General features: G+C 37.2%; 12 protein-coding genes. All 12 read right to left on the reverse strand.

The annotated features are described in order from the left end of the window. Positions 1-35: 35 nt before the first annotated feature. The gene (trxB, locus tag ACEN31_RS06815) at positions 36-995 is read right to left on the reverse strand and encodes a thioredoxin-disulfide reductase (protein WP_328803159.1); all 960 of its coding nucleotides are present in this window, start codon (positions 993-995) and stop codon (positions 36-38) included. A gap of 97 nt (positions 996-1,092) precedes the next feature. Next, the gene (locus ACEN31_RS06820; protein WP_407089470.1) at positions 1,093-2,118 is read right to left on the reverse strand and encodes an NAD(P)H-dependent glycerol-3-phosphate dehydrogenase; all 1,026 of its coding nucleotides are present in this window, start codon (positions 2,116-2,118) and stop codon (positions 1,093-1,095) included. Then, positions 2,118-2,966 (reverse strand): prolipoprotein diacylglyceryl transferase, encoded by an 849-nt coding sequence (gene lgt, locus ACEN31_RS06825; protein ID WP_407109007.1) that lies wholly within the window; start codon positions 2,964-2,966, stop codon positions 2,118-2,120. Before lgt ends, ACEN31_RS06820 begins: the two co-directional genes overlap by 1 nt. Beyond that, positions 2,957-3,904: an HPr(Ser) kinase/phosphatase gene (gene hprK / locus ACEN31_RS06830; protein ID WP_407109008.1), complete on the reverse strand. Its 948-nt coding sequence runs from the start codon at positions 3,902-3,904 to the stop codon at positions 2,957-2,959. The genes lgt and hprK overlap by 10 nt, the downstream gene beginning before the upstream one ends. A 167-nt stretch (positions 3,905-4,071) precedes the next feature. Then, a complete protein-coding gene (locus tag ACEN31_RS06835; RefSeq protein ID WP_338490077.1) occupies positions 4,072-4,380 on the reverse strand; it encodes a PspC domain-containing protein in 309 nt (102 codons plus the stop codon). A gap of 40 nt (positions 4,381-4,420) precedes the next feature. Further along, the gene (locus ACEN31_RS06840; RefSeq protein ID WP_407089468.1) at positions 4,421-6,031 is read right to left on the reverse strand and encodes a DUF4097 family beta strand repeat-containing protein; all 1,611 of its coding nucleotides are present in this window, start codon (positions 6,029-6,031) and stop codon (positions 4,421-4,423) included. A 265-nt stretch (positions 6,032-6,296) separates the two neighbouring features. Then, positions 6,297-7,004 (reverse strand): MIP/aquaporin family protein, encoded by a 708-nt coding sequence (locus tag ACEN31_RS06845; RefSeq protein WP_407089467.1) that lies wholly within the window; start codon positions 7,002-7,004, stop codon positions 6,297-6,299. 29 nt (positions 7,005-7,033) lie between these two features. Next, a complete protein-coding gene (glpO, locus tag ACEN31_RS06850; RefSeq protein ID WP_407089466.1) occupies positions 7,034-8,869 on the reverse strand; it encodes a type 1 glycerol-3-phosphate oxidase in 1,836 nt (611 codons plus the stop codon). Positions 8,870-8,871: 2 nt separating this feature from the next. Further along, positions 8,872-10,398, reverse strand: coding sequence for a glycerol kinase GlpK (gene glpK / locus ACEN31_RS06855; protein ID WP_407089465.1), 1,527 nt, complete (start codon positions 10,396-10,398; stop codon positions 8,872-8,874). Between the two features lie 192 nt (positions 10,399-10,590). Beyond that, on the reverse strand, positions 10,591-12,048 hold the full coding sequence (locus tag ACEN31_RS06860; RefSeq protein ID WP_407093960.1) for a helix-turn-helix domain-containing protein: 1,458 nt from the start codon (positions 12,046-12,048) through the stop codon (positions 10,591-10,593). Beyond that, positions 12,038-13,393, reverse strand: a complete 1,356-nt coding sequence (locus tag ACEN31_RS06865) for an FAD-dependent oxidoreductase (RefSeq protein ID WP_407089463.1) — start codon at positions 13,391-13,393, stop codon at positions 12,038-12,040. The genes ACEN31_RS06860 and ACEN31_RS06865 overlap by 11 nt, the downstream gene beginning before the upstream one ends. Before the next feature lie 240 nt (positions 13,394-13,633). Beyond that, positions 13,634-16,462 carry an excinuclease ABC subunit UvrA gene (gene uvrA / locus ACEN31_RS06870; protein ID WP_407089462.1) on the reverse strand — a complete coding sequence of 943 codons (2,829 nt, stop codon included), beginning with the start codon at positions 16,460-16,462 and terminating at the stop codon, positions 13,634-13,636. Positions 16,463-16,681: the final 219 nt, after the last annotated feature.

A 16,681-nucleotide genomic window follows, 5' to 3' on the forward strand; every position in this document is an offset into this window, starting at 1 on the left:
GAGGTTAGTCTAATCCGTTGGGCATGCTTTATAAATTAGTTTACTTGGTTAATTGGATCTTTCAAGCTTTGAACATAGTCAAACGCGCCTTGTCCAGCAATACTACCGTCTCCGGCAGCTGTAACAATTTGGCGTAGGTGTTTTTGACGGATATCTCCAACTGCAAATAAACCTGGAACAGTTGTTTCCATGCGCTCATTGGTAATGATCCAGCCTTCTTCATCTGTGACACCTAAATTCTCAACAATATATGAGTTTGGTATTAGACCAATGTAGACAAATACACCATTCGTTTCAAAGTCTTCTACTTTGTTCGTTTTTACATTACGAATTGTGACTGAATTAACGCCATTTTCACCATTAATCTCTTCAACGACACTATCCCAAATAAAGTCAACTTTAGGGTTATTAAAGGCACGGTCTTGAAGTATTTGTTGCGCTCTTAATTGATCGCGTCGGTGTATGATTGTTACTTTATCAGCGAACTGCGTTAAGTAATTTCCTTCTTCAACAGCTGAATCTCCTCCACCAACAACAACTAAGTTACGGTCACGGAAGAAGAAACCATCACATACTGCACAGTATGACACACCTGAACCGCTTAAACGGTCTTCACCTGGAACACCTAACTCACGGTGATGGGCACCTGTTGCAATAACAACTGCGGGTGCGATATAAATTTTGTCAGCGGTATGAACATATTTCGTGGTTCCTGACACTTCAATATGAGTCACATCACCGTATAAGTGCTCTGCACCGAATTCCATCGAACTATCAAAGAATTTCCCTGCTAATTCAGGTCCACCAATTTTAGTATAGCCTGGATAGTTTTCGACATCTGCCGTATTAATTAATTCTCCACCAGGTGCACCTTTTTCAATTATAATTGTTTTTAAATTTGCGCGCGATGCATATAAGGCAGCGGTCATTCCACCTGGGCCTGCTCCGATTATAATTACATCTGCTTCAACACGTTCTTTTGTTATCTCTACCACTCGCTCTAACCTCCTAGGTTCGTCTGTTTAGTATTGTATATCATAGAGCTTTGATTGTTCTTAATCAATCTATTTGCTTAATACTATTTATTATATCTTATTTGTCAAGCGACTCTTCTTGTTTACCTTCACGTAACATCAATGATTCAATCGCATCTTCAACAGATATTTTCTTATCTGTGTATAGAGCCAAATAAAGCATATCCGTAATCGGCATGTCAATGCCATATTCTTTTGCTAATTCATAGGCCACTTTTACAGTTAATATCCCTTCAACTACCATGAACATCTTCTCGCTCACTTCTGCTCTCGAATAGCCTTTAGCAATCAAGGTTCCAGCTTGGAAGTTACGGGAATGTGGGCTTGTACAAGTTACAATTAAATCTCCTACTCCACTTAAGCCAATAAAGGTTAATGGATCTGCTCCTCGAGCAGTACCAAGTCTTGATATTTCAGCTAAACCTCTAGTAATCAAGGCTGCTTTTGCATTATCACCATAACCTAAACCAGATATAATTCCTGCGCCAACGGCAATAATATTTTTTAATGCGCCACCTAATTCAACCCCGATGACATCTGTATTGGTATACACTCTGAAATATCGATTCATAAATGCTTGTTGCACTGCTTGAGCAGCTTCAAGATTATCACTTGCCGCTGTTAAAGTTGTCACATCCTGGCGAGCAACCTCTTCAGCATGACTTGGTCCTGATAAGACAACGACATCTTGATAATTATCTTTATTTAGTACTTCTGTTAATACTTCGCTGATTCTTAGTTGCGTATTCATTTCCAAACCTTTCGAAGCATGCACAATCACTGGTGCTTGCGCTTGATCTTCAAGTAATGGATTTAATTCTTGTGCCATTTGTCTCATGGCATTGGTTGGGACAACTAATATAATCATTGATGCATTAGAGACAGCTTCAGATAAAGAAGTCGTTGCTTTAATTTCTTTCGGTAAAGATACATTGGGTAAATACTTTTCATTTGTATGTGTTTGATTTATCTCATCGATAATCGTTTGCTTTCTACCCCAAAGAACTGTGTCATGTTTGTTCTCACTTAATACTTTGGCTAAAGCACTTCCCCATGAACCTGAACCAATAATAGCAATCTTCATTATTCATCCTCATTTCTAACAACCCTTGATCGGTCATCTGTGTAGTAAGGCACCAGGTCTTTCCCTTTTAGACGAATCCAAAGTACAAGACCAATACCAATAACTACTAGAATAAGCGACAAGATTTGAGAAACTCGTAATGGACCGATATATAAACTATCTGTTCTTAGGCCTTCAATCCAAAAGCGTCCAATACCATACCAAATCATATAGAATGCAACGAGTTCACCACGTTTGAAGAAATCTTTACGGGGTCTTAGTAGGAGTAAGGCAATTAGACCGACTAAATTCCATAAAGACTCATATAAAAACGTCGGGTGATAATAAGTCCCATTAATATTCATTTGTTCAATAATAAAATTAGGCAGAGCTAAGTTTTCTAGAAAAGCTTTTGATACCGACCCCCCGTGGGCTTCTTGGTTCATAAAGTTACCCCAACGCCCAATCAGTTGACCAGCAAAAAGTGCGGGTATCGCAATATCGAAGACATTAATGACACTGAGTTTGTATCTTTGACACAGTACATAAATTGTTATCGCACCACCGATAACACCACCGTAGATGGCCATTCCACCTTCCCAAACTCGGAATATACTTAATGGATCAGACAGATATGAGTTTGAAGAGAATATGACATAATAGATTCTAGCCCCTACTAAACCAAAAATCACTGTCCAAAAGAGCAAATCAAAAGACGTATCTGAATCAATTCCCTTACGGCTTGCTTCACGCGTAAATAAAATGTATCCGACTAAAATAGCCAACCCAATTATAATTCCATACCAACGGACCGGCCAGCCAAATAATTCAAAGGCAATCGGATCAATCGCTAAAAAATTCAATCCCATTCTATTGTTCCCCCACGGTTCTCTTGGATTAAATCACGTAATTTACTATTAAACGTTACTTTCGCATCATAACCCATTTGAGTCGCACGGAAATTCATTGCCGCAGATTCAACAATCGCAGCTAAGTTTCGCCCAGTTTTAACTGGGATACGAATCGAAGGCACTTGAACTTCGAATATTTGCTCATACTCTTTATCATAACCAAGGCGGTCATATTGTGTGTTTCCGTCATCCAATACTAAGTTGATAATGAGCTCTAATCGTTTACTACGACGAATCGCAGATACACCGTACAAGCTCATAATATCAATAATACCTAAGCCACGAATTTCAATCATGTTTTGTAGGATTTCTGGGGCTTCACCGTTTAAAGTCAATTCATCAATTTGATACAGCTCTACACGGTCATCCGCAATAAGTCGATGCCCTCGTTGAATCAGCTCTAAACCAATCTCAGACTTACCAATACCACTGGATCCAACTAACAATACCCCCATACCAAAGACTTCCAAAAAGACACCATGCTTTGAAAGTCTTTCAGCGAGTTTTCTCTCGAGATAATTCGTAATATTTGCTAACACCCGACTTGTTTTGGATCTAGCTGATAAGATAGGAATACCTAAAGAGTCCGCAACTGGGATTAATTCTTCAGGTATATCAATCTCACGTGATACGACAATCGCTGGCGTCTCATCCGTACACATTAATGAGAAGATATTTGATCTTTCTTCGGATGTCTTTTCACTTAAAAACGACATCTCAGTGCGTCCAATTAATTGGATACGTTCATGTGGATAATATTCTTTGTAACCTGTTAAAACAAGCCCAGGTCTTGAAACTTCACTTGAATAAATTTTGTTTGTTTTATACTCTTCACCATATATTAAATTGATATCTAACGTGTCTACTAACTCTTGTACAGTTACTGCATTAGTCATGACGTATATTCCTCCTGTGAATGATCTTATTTACTTCTAAATGTTATCACACAACTGCCCAACAATCACGAACCAAATATTAAATCATAACTTATATAGTAAAAAAATCTACACCTGCTTAATACAAGCAAGTGTAGACTTAGTTCAATTTATTTAATTTCGTTTAATTAGAAGTCATCCCAATTATCATTATCTTCGGGTGTTACATCTTTAGGTTTATTATTCGAAGAAGGTCTATCTGAACCGAATGGATTCGATTTTCTACTTTGACCACCATTAACTTGATAGTCATAAGGTAAGAGTAGCCCTAAAAGAATATATAACCAAAATCCTGATGACCCTACCCAAAGCAGGATAAAGAAGATTACTCGAACAATTGTCGGGTCAATATTGAAATATTCAGCTAATCCCCCACACACACCCATAATATGTTTATCTGTTGATGACTTAAATAATTTTTCACTTTGATTTGACATTTTATATCCCTCCATAATTTTTAATGTCTTGTTATGTTTATTATAACTCTTTTTTACTATCTTTTAAAAATATATCGCCAGAAGTTGTTGTGATGTTAACCATTGCATTATCTGTATCACCTGATACAATTCGATGGTAATGTGCTTTTTGTTTAGTTGGATGCTCGTCAATACTTTCAAGATTTGATAAGCGGTTTTTCACTTCACCGTGGGTAGTCTTACTGTCAATGGTTAAATTCATTTGACTTGGCAGCGATAACTTAACATCCCCACTCACTGTCTTGATTTTAACATTCGCATCATTCGTATCTTTTTTCGTTAGATAAAAGTCACTGTTTAAAGTGTCTGCTGATAAGTTTCGGATGTAACCATTCACTCGAACATCCCCATTTAAGTCACTCATCACTAGTGTATCAATCGGTGAGTTTTGAATATTAATATCACCGTTTAATAATTCTAATGATACTTCATTTGCTGTAACTTTATTTAAGATCACATCTCCATTTTTGTTTTTAACTACAATTTCTTTACTAGTTAAACCATCTAAATCGATTTCGCCGTTCAGCAATTGAATTTGGAATCGATCAACATCTCCTTGAGGGACTTTGATTGTACCGTCAACTGAGAATTTCGGTGATGTCACTTTCAATACAAAGCGGTTATCAATGATACCGATCGTATTTACTTCTTCAAAGTGCTCTTTAGACGTTTCTTCATGGCTACCATGGAATCGTACTTGTGCATCAACGACAATATTGTCACCGTCATGGCTCACTACTTCAACAGAACCATTATATAATTCAATCTCAAAGCGATTTACTCCTTCAACGGGATACGTAAATTCATAATCTTGTGAACTTGTCTTGATCCATGGTACTTGGAAAGAAACATTAACATCTTTTAAGTTAAAGTTCTCTAAAAATGATTTAGATTGTTCTGTGACGAATGAACCCCATTTTTTACCTTCACGGGATGCTTCTTTTCCAAAGTGTGTGGCTGCTTCAGCAAATTTCTCTGAACGGTTATTGAAGAATTCTTTGAAATCTTGCTTGTTAGATTCTTTACTCCAGCCTAAGGCCTCTTTTTCTCTTTGTAATTCAGTAAATTCACTTTGTAAAATATCTAATTCAGCTTGAATGTGATCTCTTTTTTCAATAGTATTTGCTTTTTGTTCAATCATTTCAAGGGTTAAATCATCTAATTCTTCAAATATCTCAATCTCACGTATGCGTTGTTTGCAGATTACTAATTTTTCATTCTCTTTAGCTATCTTTTCGTTCAATGCTTGAATTTCAGTGTTAATTTCTGCTAAACGTGCTTGATTATTCTTAACTTTCTCAGTATCTTCAGTTTCTTCAAACTCAGACCATTCTTCAGAGTCGGCCTTTTTCTCAGTGCTATCCTTAAAGTAGTCACCCATACATTTAGCAAAGTCTTTTCCTTGATTAAAGACTTCTTCAAATGTCTGATTAATACTTGCTTCTGTCTCTTTCTCAGTGTCGTCTGGTGTTTGAGTCGTTTTTTCATCTGTTGTTGTCGTTGATTCTGATAAAGTATCATTATTTGATGCCGCTTCTAATAAATCAAGTGCTTCTTCCATAGAAATAACATTTTGTTTTACTAGCTCAATTATACGCTCTTTTTCATTCATATCAGTTTACCTCCAATGATTTTTATCTCCTGCTTCTCTACACTTATTATTATGTCATCGATTGTCAAGGACTTCATAGGTCTAGAGCCCTATTTTTACTTAGTTGTAAGTCAATGTATATCCAAATTTGTTAACGGACATATCTTTTGCTTTCGTTCTATCTATATTATGCATGCAAATGGATCTAAATTCATTGGACTATAGACCCATATTTTGAATAAAATAAAAAAGCTAACGGATTTCCCGCTAGCTTTAGTAAATATATTTAGTTAATGATGCCAAATACGAGTGCTGCTAATGCTGCTCCAACAATCGGCGCCAATACTGGTATCCAAGAGTAACCCCAGTCAGAGTCTCTCTTTTGTTTAATTGGTAAGATCGCGTGAGCAATACGTGGACCTAAGTCACGTGCAGGATTAATTGCATAACCCGTTGTTCCTCCTAAAGATAAACCAATTCCGATAATTAAGATACCGACACAAATTGTTGATAAACCTGGGGCAATATCGTATTTCGAAAAGCTTAAGATACCAAACATTAATACAAATGTCCCTAATAATTCCCCAATAAAGTTTGAAACTGTATTGTAAATTTCTGGTCCTGTAGAAAACGTTCCTAAGATGGCTGATGAATCTTCAGTCACATCAAAATGTGGTTTGTATTGTACCCAGACTAAGACAGCTCCTAAAAATGCCCCAAGCATTTGTGCGATTGTATAAGGTATGACTGAACTCCAAGGTGTACTTCCTTCAATAGCGAAAGCGATCGTTACCGCTGGATTTAAATGCGCAGGACTCATATAACCTGAAGCTAAAGCTCCTAATGTTACTGCAATCCCCCAACCAATCGTAATTGATAACCAACCCGCACCATTACTTTTTGTTCCTTTAAGTAAATTCCCAGCAACAATCCCGTCTCCTAATAAGACTAAGATTAACGTTCCTATAAATTCTCCAACTAGCTCTGTTCCCATTTTTTCCCCTTTTACATATTAAATTTTTATTATTTTGCGTTGTTTTTTAATTCTTTTAAATCATTTTCAGCTAATACAGCAGCTAACTCATCTAAGTGTGCTTGTTTTTCTTCTTCAGACCATTCAAAGTATCTTGCCATTTCATTCGTAATTGGAAGTGTTAAATCATCCAGAGTTTCACGCATGAATAGTAAGTGATTTGTTCTTCTTAAGAAATAATCTACAGGAGTTAAAGCCATCTCTTCTCTCATTGTATAATGCAATACCAGTGTATCGCGTAAACTTAAGCCTTCAGCCGCTTCAAGGGTTGTAACTAAGTTGAATACACGTGGTGCATTTGAGCCAAAGACTCTAGCGATATAACTTGCGTCTGCTTTGTCTAAACCACGTTTCACACCTAATTGAGCAAAAGTTTCTAATTCTGAATCCACATTTGCTGGATTTAATTCTCCACCAGAGACTGGATAAGTTTTTGAATTAACTAAAGTAAATTGCTTTTGATATTGTGTTGAAAGAATCTCAATAATTGCTTTCATTGCTCCTTCAGCCATCTTACGGTAATCCGTAATTTTTCCTCCAGCTAGTGTAATTAAGCCGTTATCATCAATATCTAAAGAACTTCCACGAGATACCGCTGAAGGGTCGTTAGCTTTCTCAGACGTACTTGTTTCAATTTGTCCGATAGCTTCTTCAACGTCTTCACGCGTTGTTTCTTTATTTAAGTAAGCACCTACAGTTGAAATTAAATGATCAAAACTCTCATCCGAGATTGAACCATTATTCCCACCATTATAATCGGATGCTTTATTACCTGAAATTAACGGACGTAACCCTGCCCAGCTACTCTCAACATCATGAATTGAAATATTCGCTTCGGGGAAACGATTATTCACAATGCCTAATAAGTAATCAACATCTTCTTGAGTCACTGTTGGATGAGCTAAATCACCTGTGTAATCTGTATCGGTCGTTCCAAAGTATGTTTTATTCTCTCTTGGAATGACAAAGACCATACGCCCATCACCTAAGCCAGTATCAAAGTATGTTGGTTGAGGTACTTTAATCTTGCTATTATCTACGACTAAATGAACTCCTTTAGTTGGACGCATTTGTTGGATTTGGTCATCTTCTTTATTTAAATTACGTACTAAATCACTCCAAGGCCCACTTGTGTTAATTACCGTACGTGCTTTAATTTCAAATGTTTCGCCTGATAACATATCTTTAGCAACCACACCATTAATTTGTCCTTCTTCATTGAATAAAAACGACTCAGCTTTCACACGACTAGCAATGAGTGCGCCATCTTGGTTTGCGCGCTTGATATTCTCAATGACTAAACGCGCATCATTATTGTTGTAATCTAAGTATTGCCCACCACCAACTAAGCCTTCTGCCTTAATTTGAGGTTCACGTTCCAATACTTCTTCTTTCGTTAAAGTTTTATTTGCCAAAGGTGAATTGCTAACGCCGGCTAATAAATCATATAAATCCATGGCTACTTTCAAACGGAACATATTAAATGTCGCATTTGGCTCATCATAAACCGGTAATAACATTGGATCTGCTTTAGGAATATGAGGCGCGATTTGTTGTACAACTGCACGTTCTTGGACAGTATCTGAAACAACTTCAACATCAAATTGTTTCAGATAACGAATGCCTCCATGAACGAGTTTCGTTGAACGACTACTTGTTCCTTCAGCGAAATCCTGCATCTCTATTAGACCTGTTTCTAACCCACTGGCAGCAGCTTGAATCGCCACTCCTGCTCCAGTGATTCCTCCACCGATAATTAATAAATCAAGGGTACGGTCTTGTAACTTCTCAATCGCTCTTTGGCGTGTATCTTTAGAAAATTTCATGATTATTCCTCTCCTTCTTCCATCTCAACTTCATCTTGTGCAAAGACACGTGTCGCATGAACTGCTTTTTTCCAACCTTTGTATAATTGTTCTTTACGTGCATTATTCATTGATGGTGTAAATGTTTCGGCTGTTTCGTTCAATTTCTTAATTTCATCTAAATCTTTCCAGTATCCTACGGCTAAACCAGCTAAGAAGGCAGCACCTAGAGCAGTTGTCTCTAAGTTTTTAGCGCGAGCAATTTCTGTTCCGATAATATCTGATTGGAACTGCATTAAGTAATTATTCATTGCAGCCCCACCATCTACTTTTAATAAAGGTATTTTAATCCCTGTATCCATTTGCATGGTGTCAATAACGTCTCTCACTTGATACGCGATGGACTGTAGTGTTGCTTTAATAAAGTCTTCCTTCGTTGTCCCGCGTGTTAATCCAAAGACAGATCCGGTCGCATCTGAATCCCAGTAAGGCGCACCTAAACCTGTAAAGGCAGGAACAACATATACTTCATCATTATTGCTTGAGTTTCTTGCATAATCTTCAGACTCAACTGAATCGCTAAACATACGCATTCCGTCACGTAACCATTGAATGGCACTTCCGGCAATAAAGATTGACCCTTCAAGAGCATAATAGATTTTTCCGTTAATTCCATAACCAATTGTCGTTAATAAATTATTCTTAGATAATTCAAAATCCTCTCCAGTATTCATAATAATAAATGAACCTGTTCCATACGTGTTTTTGACCATTCCTGGTTCAAAAGCTAATTGACCAAATAAGGCTGCTTGTTGGTCCCCAGCCATACCACTAATAGGCACTTCTCCACCATAGAAGTGGAACGGTTTCGTTGTCCCGTATACTTCCGAGTTAGATTTCACTTCTGGTAGTAAGCTACGAGGAATATTTAACAACTCTAAAATCTCGTCATCCCACTCTAAATCCTTAATGTTATAAAGCATCGTTCTAGAAGCATTAGAGTAATCAGTGACGTGAGTCGCTCCATCTGTTAATTTCCAAACTAACCATGTATCAATTGTCCCGAATAATAATTCACCTCGCTCAGCCCGTTCTTGAGCGCCCTCAACATTATCTAAGATCCAACGAATTTTTGTCGCTGAGAAATACGCATCTACGATCAAACCTGTCTTTTGGTGAATCATATCTGCATGACCGTCTTGTTTCAATTGTTCAGCGATATCCGCTGTTTGTCTAGATTGCCAAACAATCGCGTTATAAATAGGTAATCCTGTCTTTTTATCCCAAATAACAGTCGTCTCACGTTGATTCGTAATTCCGATTGCACTAATATCTGATGGTTTAATACCGCTTTCAATAAATGCCCCCGCAATGACTGATTGAACTGAGTTCCAAATCTCATTCGCATTATGTTCAACCCAACCTGCTTTAGGAAATATTTGAGTAAACTCTTTTTGATAACTCGCTACTTTTCCGCCCTGTTTGTTAATTATCAGCGCTCGTGAACTCGTCGTACCTTGATCAATCGACAAAATATACTTTTCTTCCATCTTAATCCCCCTATTAATCTGTAAGCAATTATTATTTATGTTTAGAAATCGCTTTCTTTGTGATTATATTGTATCTCTTAAAGTTAATTTGTAACTATCGCGTTTTTTAGAATTATTTAAAAAAATGAGAGCGCTGTCCAAAAAAGATGAAACACTGGCTTCAAGAATTAAAGTCAGTGTTTCAAATAATAATTAATTTTCGCTATTAAATAATCTTTGAATGATGATTTCTAATTGTCTCATATCAAAGTGATTTGGCAAGCCTTTGAGGTAATAGTAGGGAACCGGATAATCTCTGTCATAAGCATTAGAGACAATTAAATTAAAGTATTTTCTTTTGTCATATATTTCCACACTTACTAAACGATTGACCTCAAGCCTTTGACGCATGACTGATAGTATCGGTAATTTTTCTGTTTCATCACCAATAAGGTCTAGCCCGATACTTATTGTCATAGGCATCTGGTAAACAACATAAGACAGCACTTCTGTTAAGGTCCATTCTGCCTCCTTATAAGCATCACCTAATTCTTTTTGGTCGTAGTGATAGATATTTGTGATGACATCCTCAAGTAAGGGGATCGCTAGGTCTTCATTTTCTAGATTCATGCCATGTTTAATGAGTGATCGATCTAACTCATAATCAATGCTACGTTCAATAATTGCACCTTTAAAGAAGTATAATCTCCCAAGTATTTGGTTTAATGAATACATTCCTTGTTCATTTAGATTTTCTTGGCTTGAAACCGTTGAGCGAATATATTGCAAGCCCGTTGTTGTCGCCTCACTAACTGGCCCACCGTAACCTAAACTTCTTTCCATGACAAATGCAGGTAGAATAGACATTGTTGTCATAAACATAAACTGACACATAGCCTCTTCCTCTTCACTTTCTAGGGCATAGCGACTTAAAAATACTAGCGTGTTCTGTCGAATTTGTTGATAGAAACGATGTGAATAATAAGGTTTCATCAACTCTTTTAAAGCGCTAAAATCCTTATATTTAACGCCCATTCTTTGACGCGTTATCATGAGCCATAAACCTATTTCTGCTTCTCTATCCACAAAAGTATCCTGCCCCCAAAGCTGTTGAAAAGAACGAATCACTTGTTGACTTTCTTTTGATTGTGCTAATTTACTTAATCGTTTTTTAGGTTCGACTAGAGTATATAAACGAAAGTAAAAATAGCGAATCTGATGTTCAGGCCCCCTAATACGCCCACTTCGAACGGCTAAATAAAATTCTTCTAGTAATACATTCAAAGAAACTAATTGACGGTGAAACGTCGCTTCACTAATGAGTAATTCTTGTGATAGCTTTTGAACCGTATACTCTTCGACTTTAAATAAATAGTCCAGAATCTGATATTTTAAAGAATAAGGTAAGAATAGTTGCACGATATCTTGCTTTGTAACATGTGGTCCCAAGTTTAATCCTAGGCGGTCATTGATGAGCTGAATACATAATGGAAAACCTTGTGAATCGGCTAATTCATTCAAATCTTCGACGTATTTTAATAAAGTCACTTTCGACAAGGCTGTTTGCGCCATTGCCTCTTTAATTTCGAGATCCGTCGAATGATTAATTAATGTAGATAATAGAACCCATAGGCCACGCTCACGTTTCTCAAATAAATCTTCAATTACCATCTAAAAACACCTCACTCATACGCTTTTGATAGCTCTTTAAGGCACAAGCATAAATACACTCACTCATTGAAAATTCTCCTCTATAAAAAAGTCGATCTTGAAAAGCCAGTGCTTCATCTGTCATTTGTGCATTTATCGAAATCGCGAGTAAATCAGCCAGAGTTAAAATATCACTTTGTGAATAAACTTGCGCTCCAATCAACTGTCCTGTTTCTTTCTTTGTGATGAGTTTAACCGTTATCTGAGATGGATTTTCTTTTGATAATTCTTTCTCAAGCATCGTTGTTTCAATTGGATAAAACAATGCAGCTTCTTGCTCTGTTAAGCCCACACTGACCATGTATAAGCCGAATAATTGACTTCCGGTCACTCGTAAAGATTGGGGCACGGTGCTTGTTTTTTGATAGAGATTCATCGCCGCAATTTTCCCGCTAAGATAGGCATGGTTCACTAATGGTAAATAATAATCTGTCTCTGTATAAGCATAAGGCGCTCGAATTAAATCCCCCACTGCAAACACATCAGCCATACTCGTCTGTAAATATTCATCCACTTCGATTGTTTTATCTAAATGGCAATGAACTTGATCTTCAATTAACTTTGTATTGGGACGGAAATTCACAGCGAGCATCACATGGTCTGTCAGTATTTCAATATCTTGTGATAATATAACGTTTAATTCTGTATCCTGTGAGTGAATGCTTTCGACATAATGTCCTTTAATCACGTTGATGCCACTTTCTTGTATTTTTTCCTCTAATAATTGAGTCATATCTGAGTCGAAATATTTGAAAGCCAGTTGATCAGAAGCTTCAACTATGGTCACATTTTTAGCAACTTGCTTGAAAGCATCCGCTGCTTCAAGACCAATTTGCCCTCCACCAGCAATGAGAATCCGTTCTGCCCCTTCAATTTCCTGTAAGGCCTTCTTACTCGCTTCTAACGTTTTCGTCGTTAACACTTGAGGATGATTTGAACCCAAAATACGTTCTGAAATTGGACTTGAGCCCATAGCCAAAATCAGCTTGTCATAGCGATAACTTTCATGTGTATTTTCATCTTCTACTAAGAGTGATTTATTTGCCAAATCAATATCTAATACTTCATTGTTTAGTAATAACTCAACCCCACTAGCTTCTAATTGTTCTTCGTTAATAAATGTTTTATCACTTAAATGTTTTAATTCTTCTTTTAACAATAAATTTAAACTACTGGGGATATGTCCAATATTTCCTTCTTTCTCAATGATGAGTACTCGTTTATTGGGATATAATTGCCTAGCTGTCAAGGCAGACGATACTCCAGCAAAGGATGAGCCAACGATAATTATTTCTGCATGATTCAAAGCTTACCACTCCCTTTTATATGTGTAACGTTTCCAATTTCGTTCTATCTTTTATAGTATAACAAAGCGAATTCCTCGAGTCACTTGTTCAAAGAAGATTAAGTGAATTCAGCTAGTCATAAAAATGGGAGGCTTCTAAAAGTTCGAATCTCCGCATAAAAAAGCCCAACCTAGTGGTAGTGCCACCACTAGGTTGGGTTCTTGATATGAGGACATTGTTGAACGCCTCAATCATTTCGATTATTTATCTTTATCCATGACGTATTTTAAATATTGTCCTGTAAAGCTGCCTTCAACTTCAGCCACTTCTTCAGGAGTTCCGGTAGCGATGACTTCTCCACCACGGATCCCCCCTTCAGGACCCATATCGATAATGTAGTCAGCTGTCTTAATAACATCTAAGTTATGCTCAATCACAACGACGGTATTACCTGCATCTACTAAGCGATTCAATACTGTAAGTAATTTCTTAATATCATGTGCGTGTAAACCAGTCGTTGGCTCATCTAAGATATAGAATGTATCTCCTGTTGAAACACGTTGTAGTTCAGAGGCAAGCTTCATTCTTTGTGCTTCACCACCAGATAAAGTTGTCGCTGATTGTCCCAATCGCACGTAACCTAAACCAACATCGACTAAGGTTTGGATTTTGCGTTTGATTTTCGGAATCGCATCAAAGTATACTAAAGCTTTATCAATCGTCATATCTAACACATCTGAAATTGATTTCCCTTTATATTTGATTTCAAGTGTTTCTGAATTATAGCGCGTTCCATGACAAACTTCACATGGAACATACACATCTGGAAGGAAATGCATCTCGATTTGCTTAATTCCGCCACCTTTACATGCTTCACATCGTCCGCCCTTAACGTTAAAACTAAAACGGCCTTTATCATATCCACGTATCTTCGCTTCATTTGTTTGAGCAAATAACCCGCGAATGTCATCGAATACACTAGTATATGTTGCAGGGTTACTTCTTGGTGTACGTCCAATTGGACTTTGATCAATATCAATGACTTTTTCAAGCCCTTCAAAGCCCTCTATGGATTCGAATTTACCTGGTCGTTCTTTTGTACTTGTTAAGCGTTTTGCTAATGCAATTTTTAAAATGCTGTTCACTAAACTACTTTTACCTGAACCAGACACTCCAGTAACACAAGTGAATCGCCCGATTGGGAAAGACGCTTCAACATTTTGCAGATTATTTTCTTCTGCTCCTTTGACTGTTACCCAACCTTTATCTTCATTGCGTCGAGTTTTAGGCACTTCAATTTTTTCTTTTCCAGATAGGTATTTACCTGTTAGAGAATTCTCATCAGCTTGAACTTCTTCAGGCGTTCCAATAGAAACAATTTCTCCGCCTAATTCACCGGCACCTGGCCCAATATCAATTAAGTAATCTGCAGCCATCATTGTTTCTTCATCATGTTCAACAACAACGAGCGTATTACCTAAATCACGCATTCTTTGTAATGATTGAATTAAACGAGCATTATCTCTCTGATGTAAACCAATTGAAGGTTCATCCAGGATATATAATACCCCACTTAAGTTCGAACCAATTTGTGTCGCTAGACGGATCCGTTGCGACTCTCCACCTGAGAGTGAACCTGCTACTCGACTCATTGTTAAATAATCCAGTCCCACTTCATTTAAGAAAGTCAATCGATCATCGATTTCCTTAATGATTGGATCGGCAATCATCGTATCAGTCACTGAGAAGTCAATAGTTTCAAAGTGTTTTTTAGCATCACCAATTGACATTGCTGTTACTTCGGCGATGTTTTTGTCTGATACACGAACGGATAAGGCTTCTTCATTTAAGCGAGTACCTTTACATGTTGGACACGTTAATTCATGCATATATTCTCGCATAACATCACGCGTGTAGTCAGAATTTGTGTCATTATAACGTCTTTGAACATTATTAAAGACACCTTCAAACGTATTCTCCGTCGTCTTCGTTTCGCCTCGCATTGTTTTGAATGTGAACGAAAAAGTTGCGTCCGGATCTCCGTATTTTAACACTTCTTGTTGTTCACTGGTTAAACCTTTATATGGAACATCCGTTGGAATATTATTTTGTTTTGAAAATTGATCGATCATTGATGGATAATAATTTGAACTAATTGGATTCCAAGGTGCAAAAACACCTTCTTCGATGCTTAAGCTATCATCCGGAATAATCAATTCTTCATCGACTGTTAAACGTGAGCCTAAACCATCACAACTTGGACAAGCACCAAATGGTGCGTTGAAAGAAAAAAGTCTAGGTTCTAATTCATCGATGGAGAAATCACAAAACGGACAAGCAAAATGTTCATTAAAGTACATTTCTTCTTCCCCGATAACATCAATAACCATGTAACCTTCAGAGAATAAAAGTGCTTGTTCAACTGAATCAAATAAACGTGATCTCACGCCATCTTTAATAGCTATACGGTCAACAACCACTTCAATCGTATGTTTTTTATTCTTTTCTAATTCGGGAACCTCTGATACATCATAGATTTCCCCATCAACACGCACACGGATATAGCCATCCTTGCTTATTCTTTCTAATAATTTCTTGTGTTGTCCCCGTTTGTCACGCACAGCAGGTGATAGAATTTGGATACGTGTTCTGTCTGGTAATTCTAAGATTCGATCTACCATTTGCTCTGGGCTTTGTCGTTCGATTGGAATATCGTGATTTGGACAATAAGGTGTCCCCACTCGAGCATATAGAAGTCTTAAGTAGTCGTTAATTTCTGTTGCTGTTCCGACAGTAGAACGTGGATTTTGACTGGTTGTTTTTTGGTCAATTGAGATTGCTGGGCTCAAACCTTCAATAGAATCTACATCTGGTTTATCCATTTGTCCTAAAAACTGTCTAGCATATGCAGATAAACTTTCTACATATCGTCTTTGTCCTTCGGCATATAAGGTATCAAAAGCTAACGAGCTTTTTCCTGAACCAGATAAACCAGTCATAACCACTAATTTATCTCTAGGAATTTCTACATCGAGATTCTTTAAGTTATGTGTTCTTGCGCCTTTTACGATTATATTTTTTTGAGCCATATATAACTTTCTCTCCTCAATAATGTTGTATTTACCTTTTGTAAGTATAACACAAAACTCAAACATTTGTTCGTAAAAAGATTGCAAATAGAAATCGAGTAGGAGACTAGCCATTATTTGACTAGTCGACCTCTCACACCACCGTGCGTACGGTTCCGTACACGGCGGTTCAATACCTTGCGTAAGCAGACTCTACCAATTCGCTTAGTGGAACTAAGC

Origin of the sequence: Ruoffia sp. FAM 26255 (assembly GCF_045528525.1) — a bacterium.
Taxonomy (GTDB): Bacteria; Bacillota; Bacilli; order Lactobacillales; family Aerococcaceae; genus Ruoffia; species Ruoffia tabacinasalis.

Bases quoted from the DNA above. Each gene is read 5' to 3' on its own strand.
- ACEN31_RS06820 (WP_407089470.1), bottom strand. From the start codon at position 2,118: ATGAAGATTGCTATTATTGGTTCAGGTTCATGGGGAAGTGCTTTAGCC.
- lgt (WP_407109007.1), bottom strand. From the start codon at position 2,966: ATGGGATTGAATTTTTTAGCGATTGATCCGATTGCCTTTGAATTATTT.
- hprK (WP_407109008.1), bottom strand. From the start codon at position 3,904: ATGACTAATGCAGTAACTGTACAAGAGTTAGTAGACACGTTAGATATC.
- ACEN31_RS06835 (WP_338490077.1), bottom strand. From the start codon at position 4,380: ATGTCAAATCAAAGTGAAAAATTATTTAAGTCATCAACAGATAAACAT.
- ACEN31_RS06840 (WP_407089468.1), bottom strand. From the start codon at position 6,031: ATGAATGAAAAAGAGCGTATAATTGAGCTAGTAAAACAAAATGTTATT.
- ACEN31_RS06845 (WP_407089467.1), bottom strand. From the start codon at position 7,004: ATGGGAACAGAGCTAGTTGGAGAATTTATAGGAACGTTAATCTTAGTC.
- glpO (WP_407089466.1), bottom strand. From the start codon at position 8,869: ATGAAATTTTCTAAAGATACACGCCAAAGAGCGATTGAGAAGTTACAA.
- glpK (WP_407089465.1), bottom strand. From the start codon at position 10,398: ATGGAAGAAAAGTATATTTTGTCGATTGATCAAGGTACGACGAGTTCA.
- ACEN31_RS06860 (WP_407093960.1), bottom strand. From the start codon at position 12,048: ATGGTAATTGAAGATTTATTTGAGAAACGTGAGCGTGGCCTATGGGTT.
- uvrA (WP_407089462.1), bottom strand. From the start codon at position 16,462: ATGGCTCAAAAAAATATAATCGTAAAAGGCGCAAGAACACATAACTTA.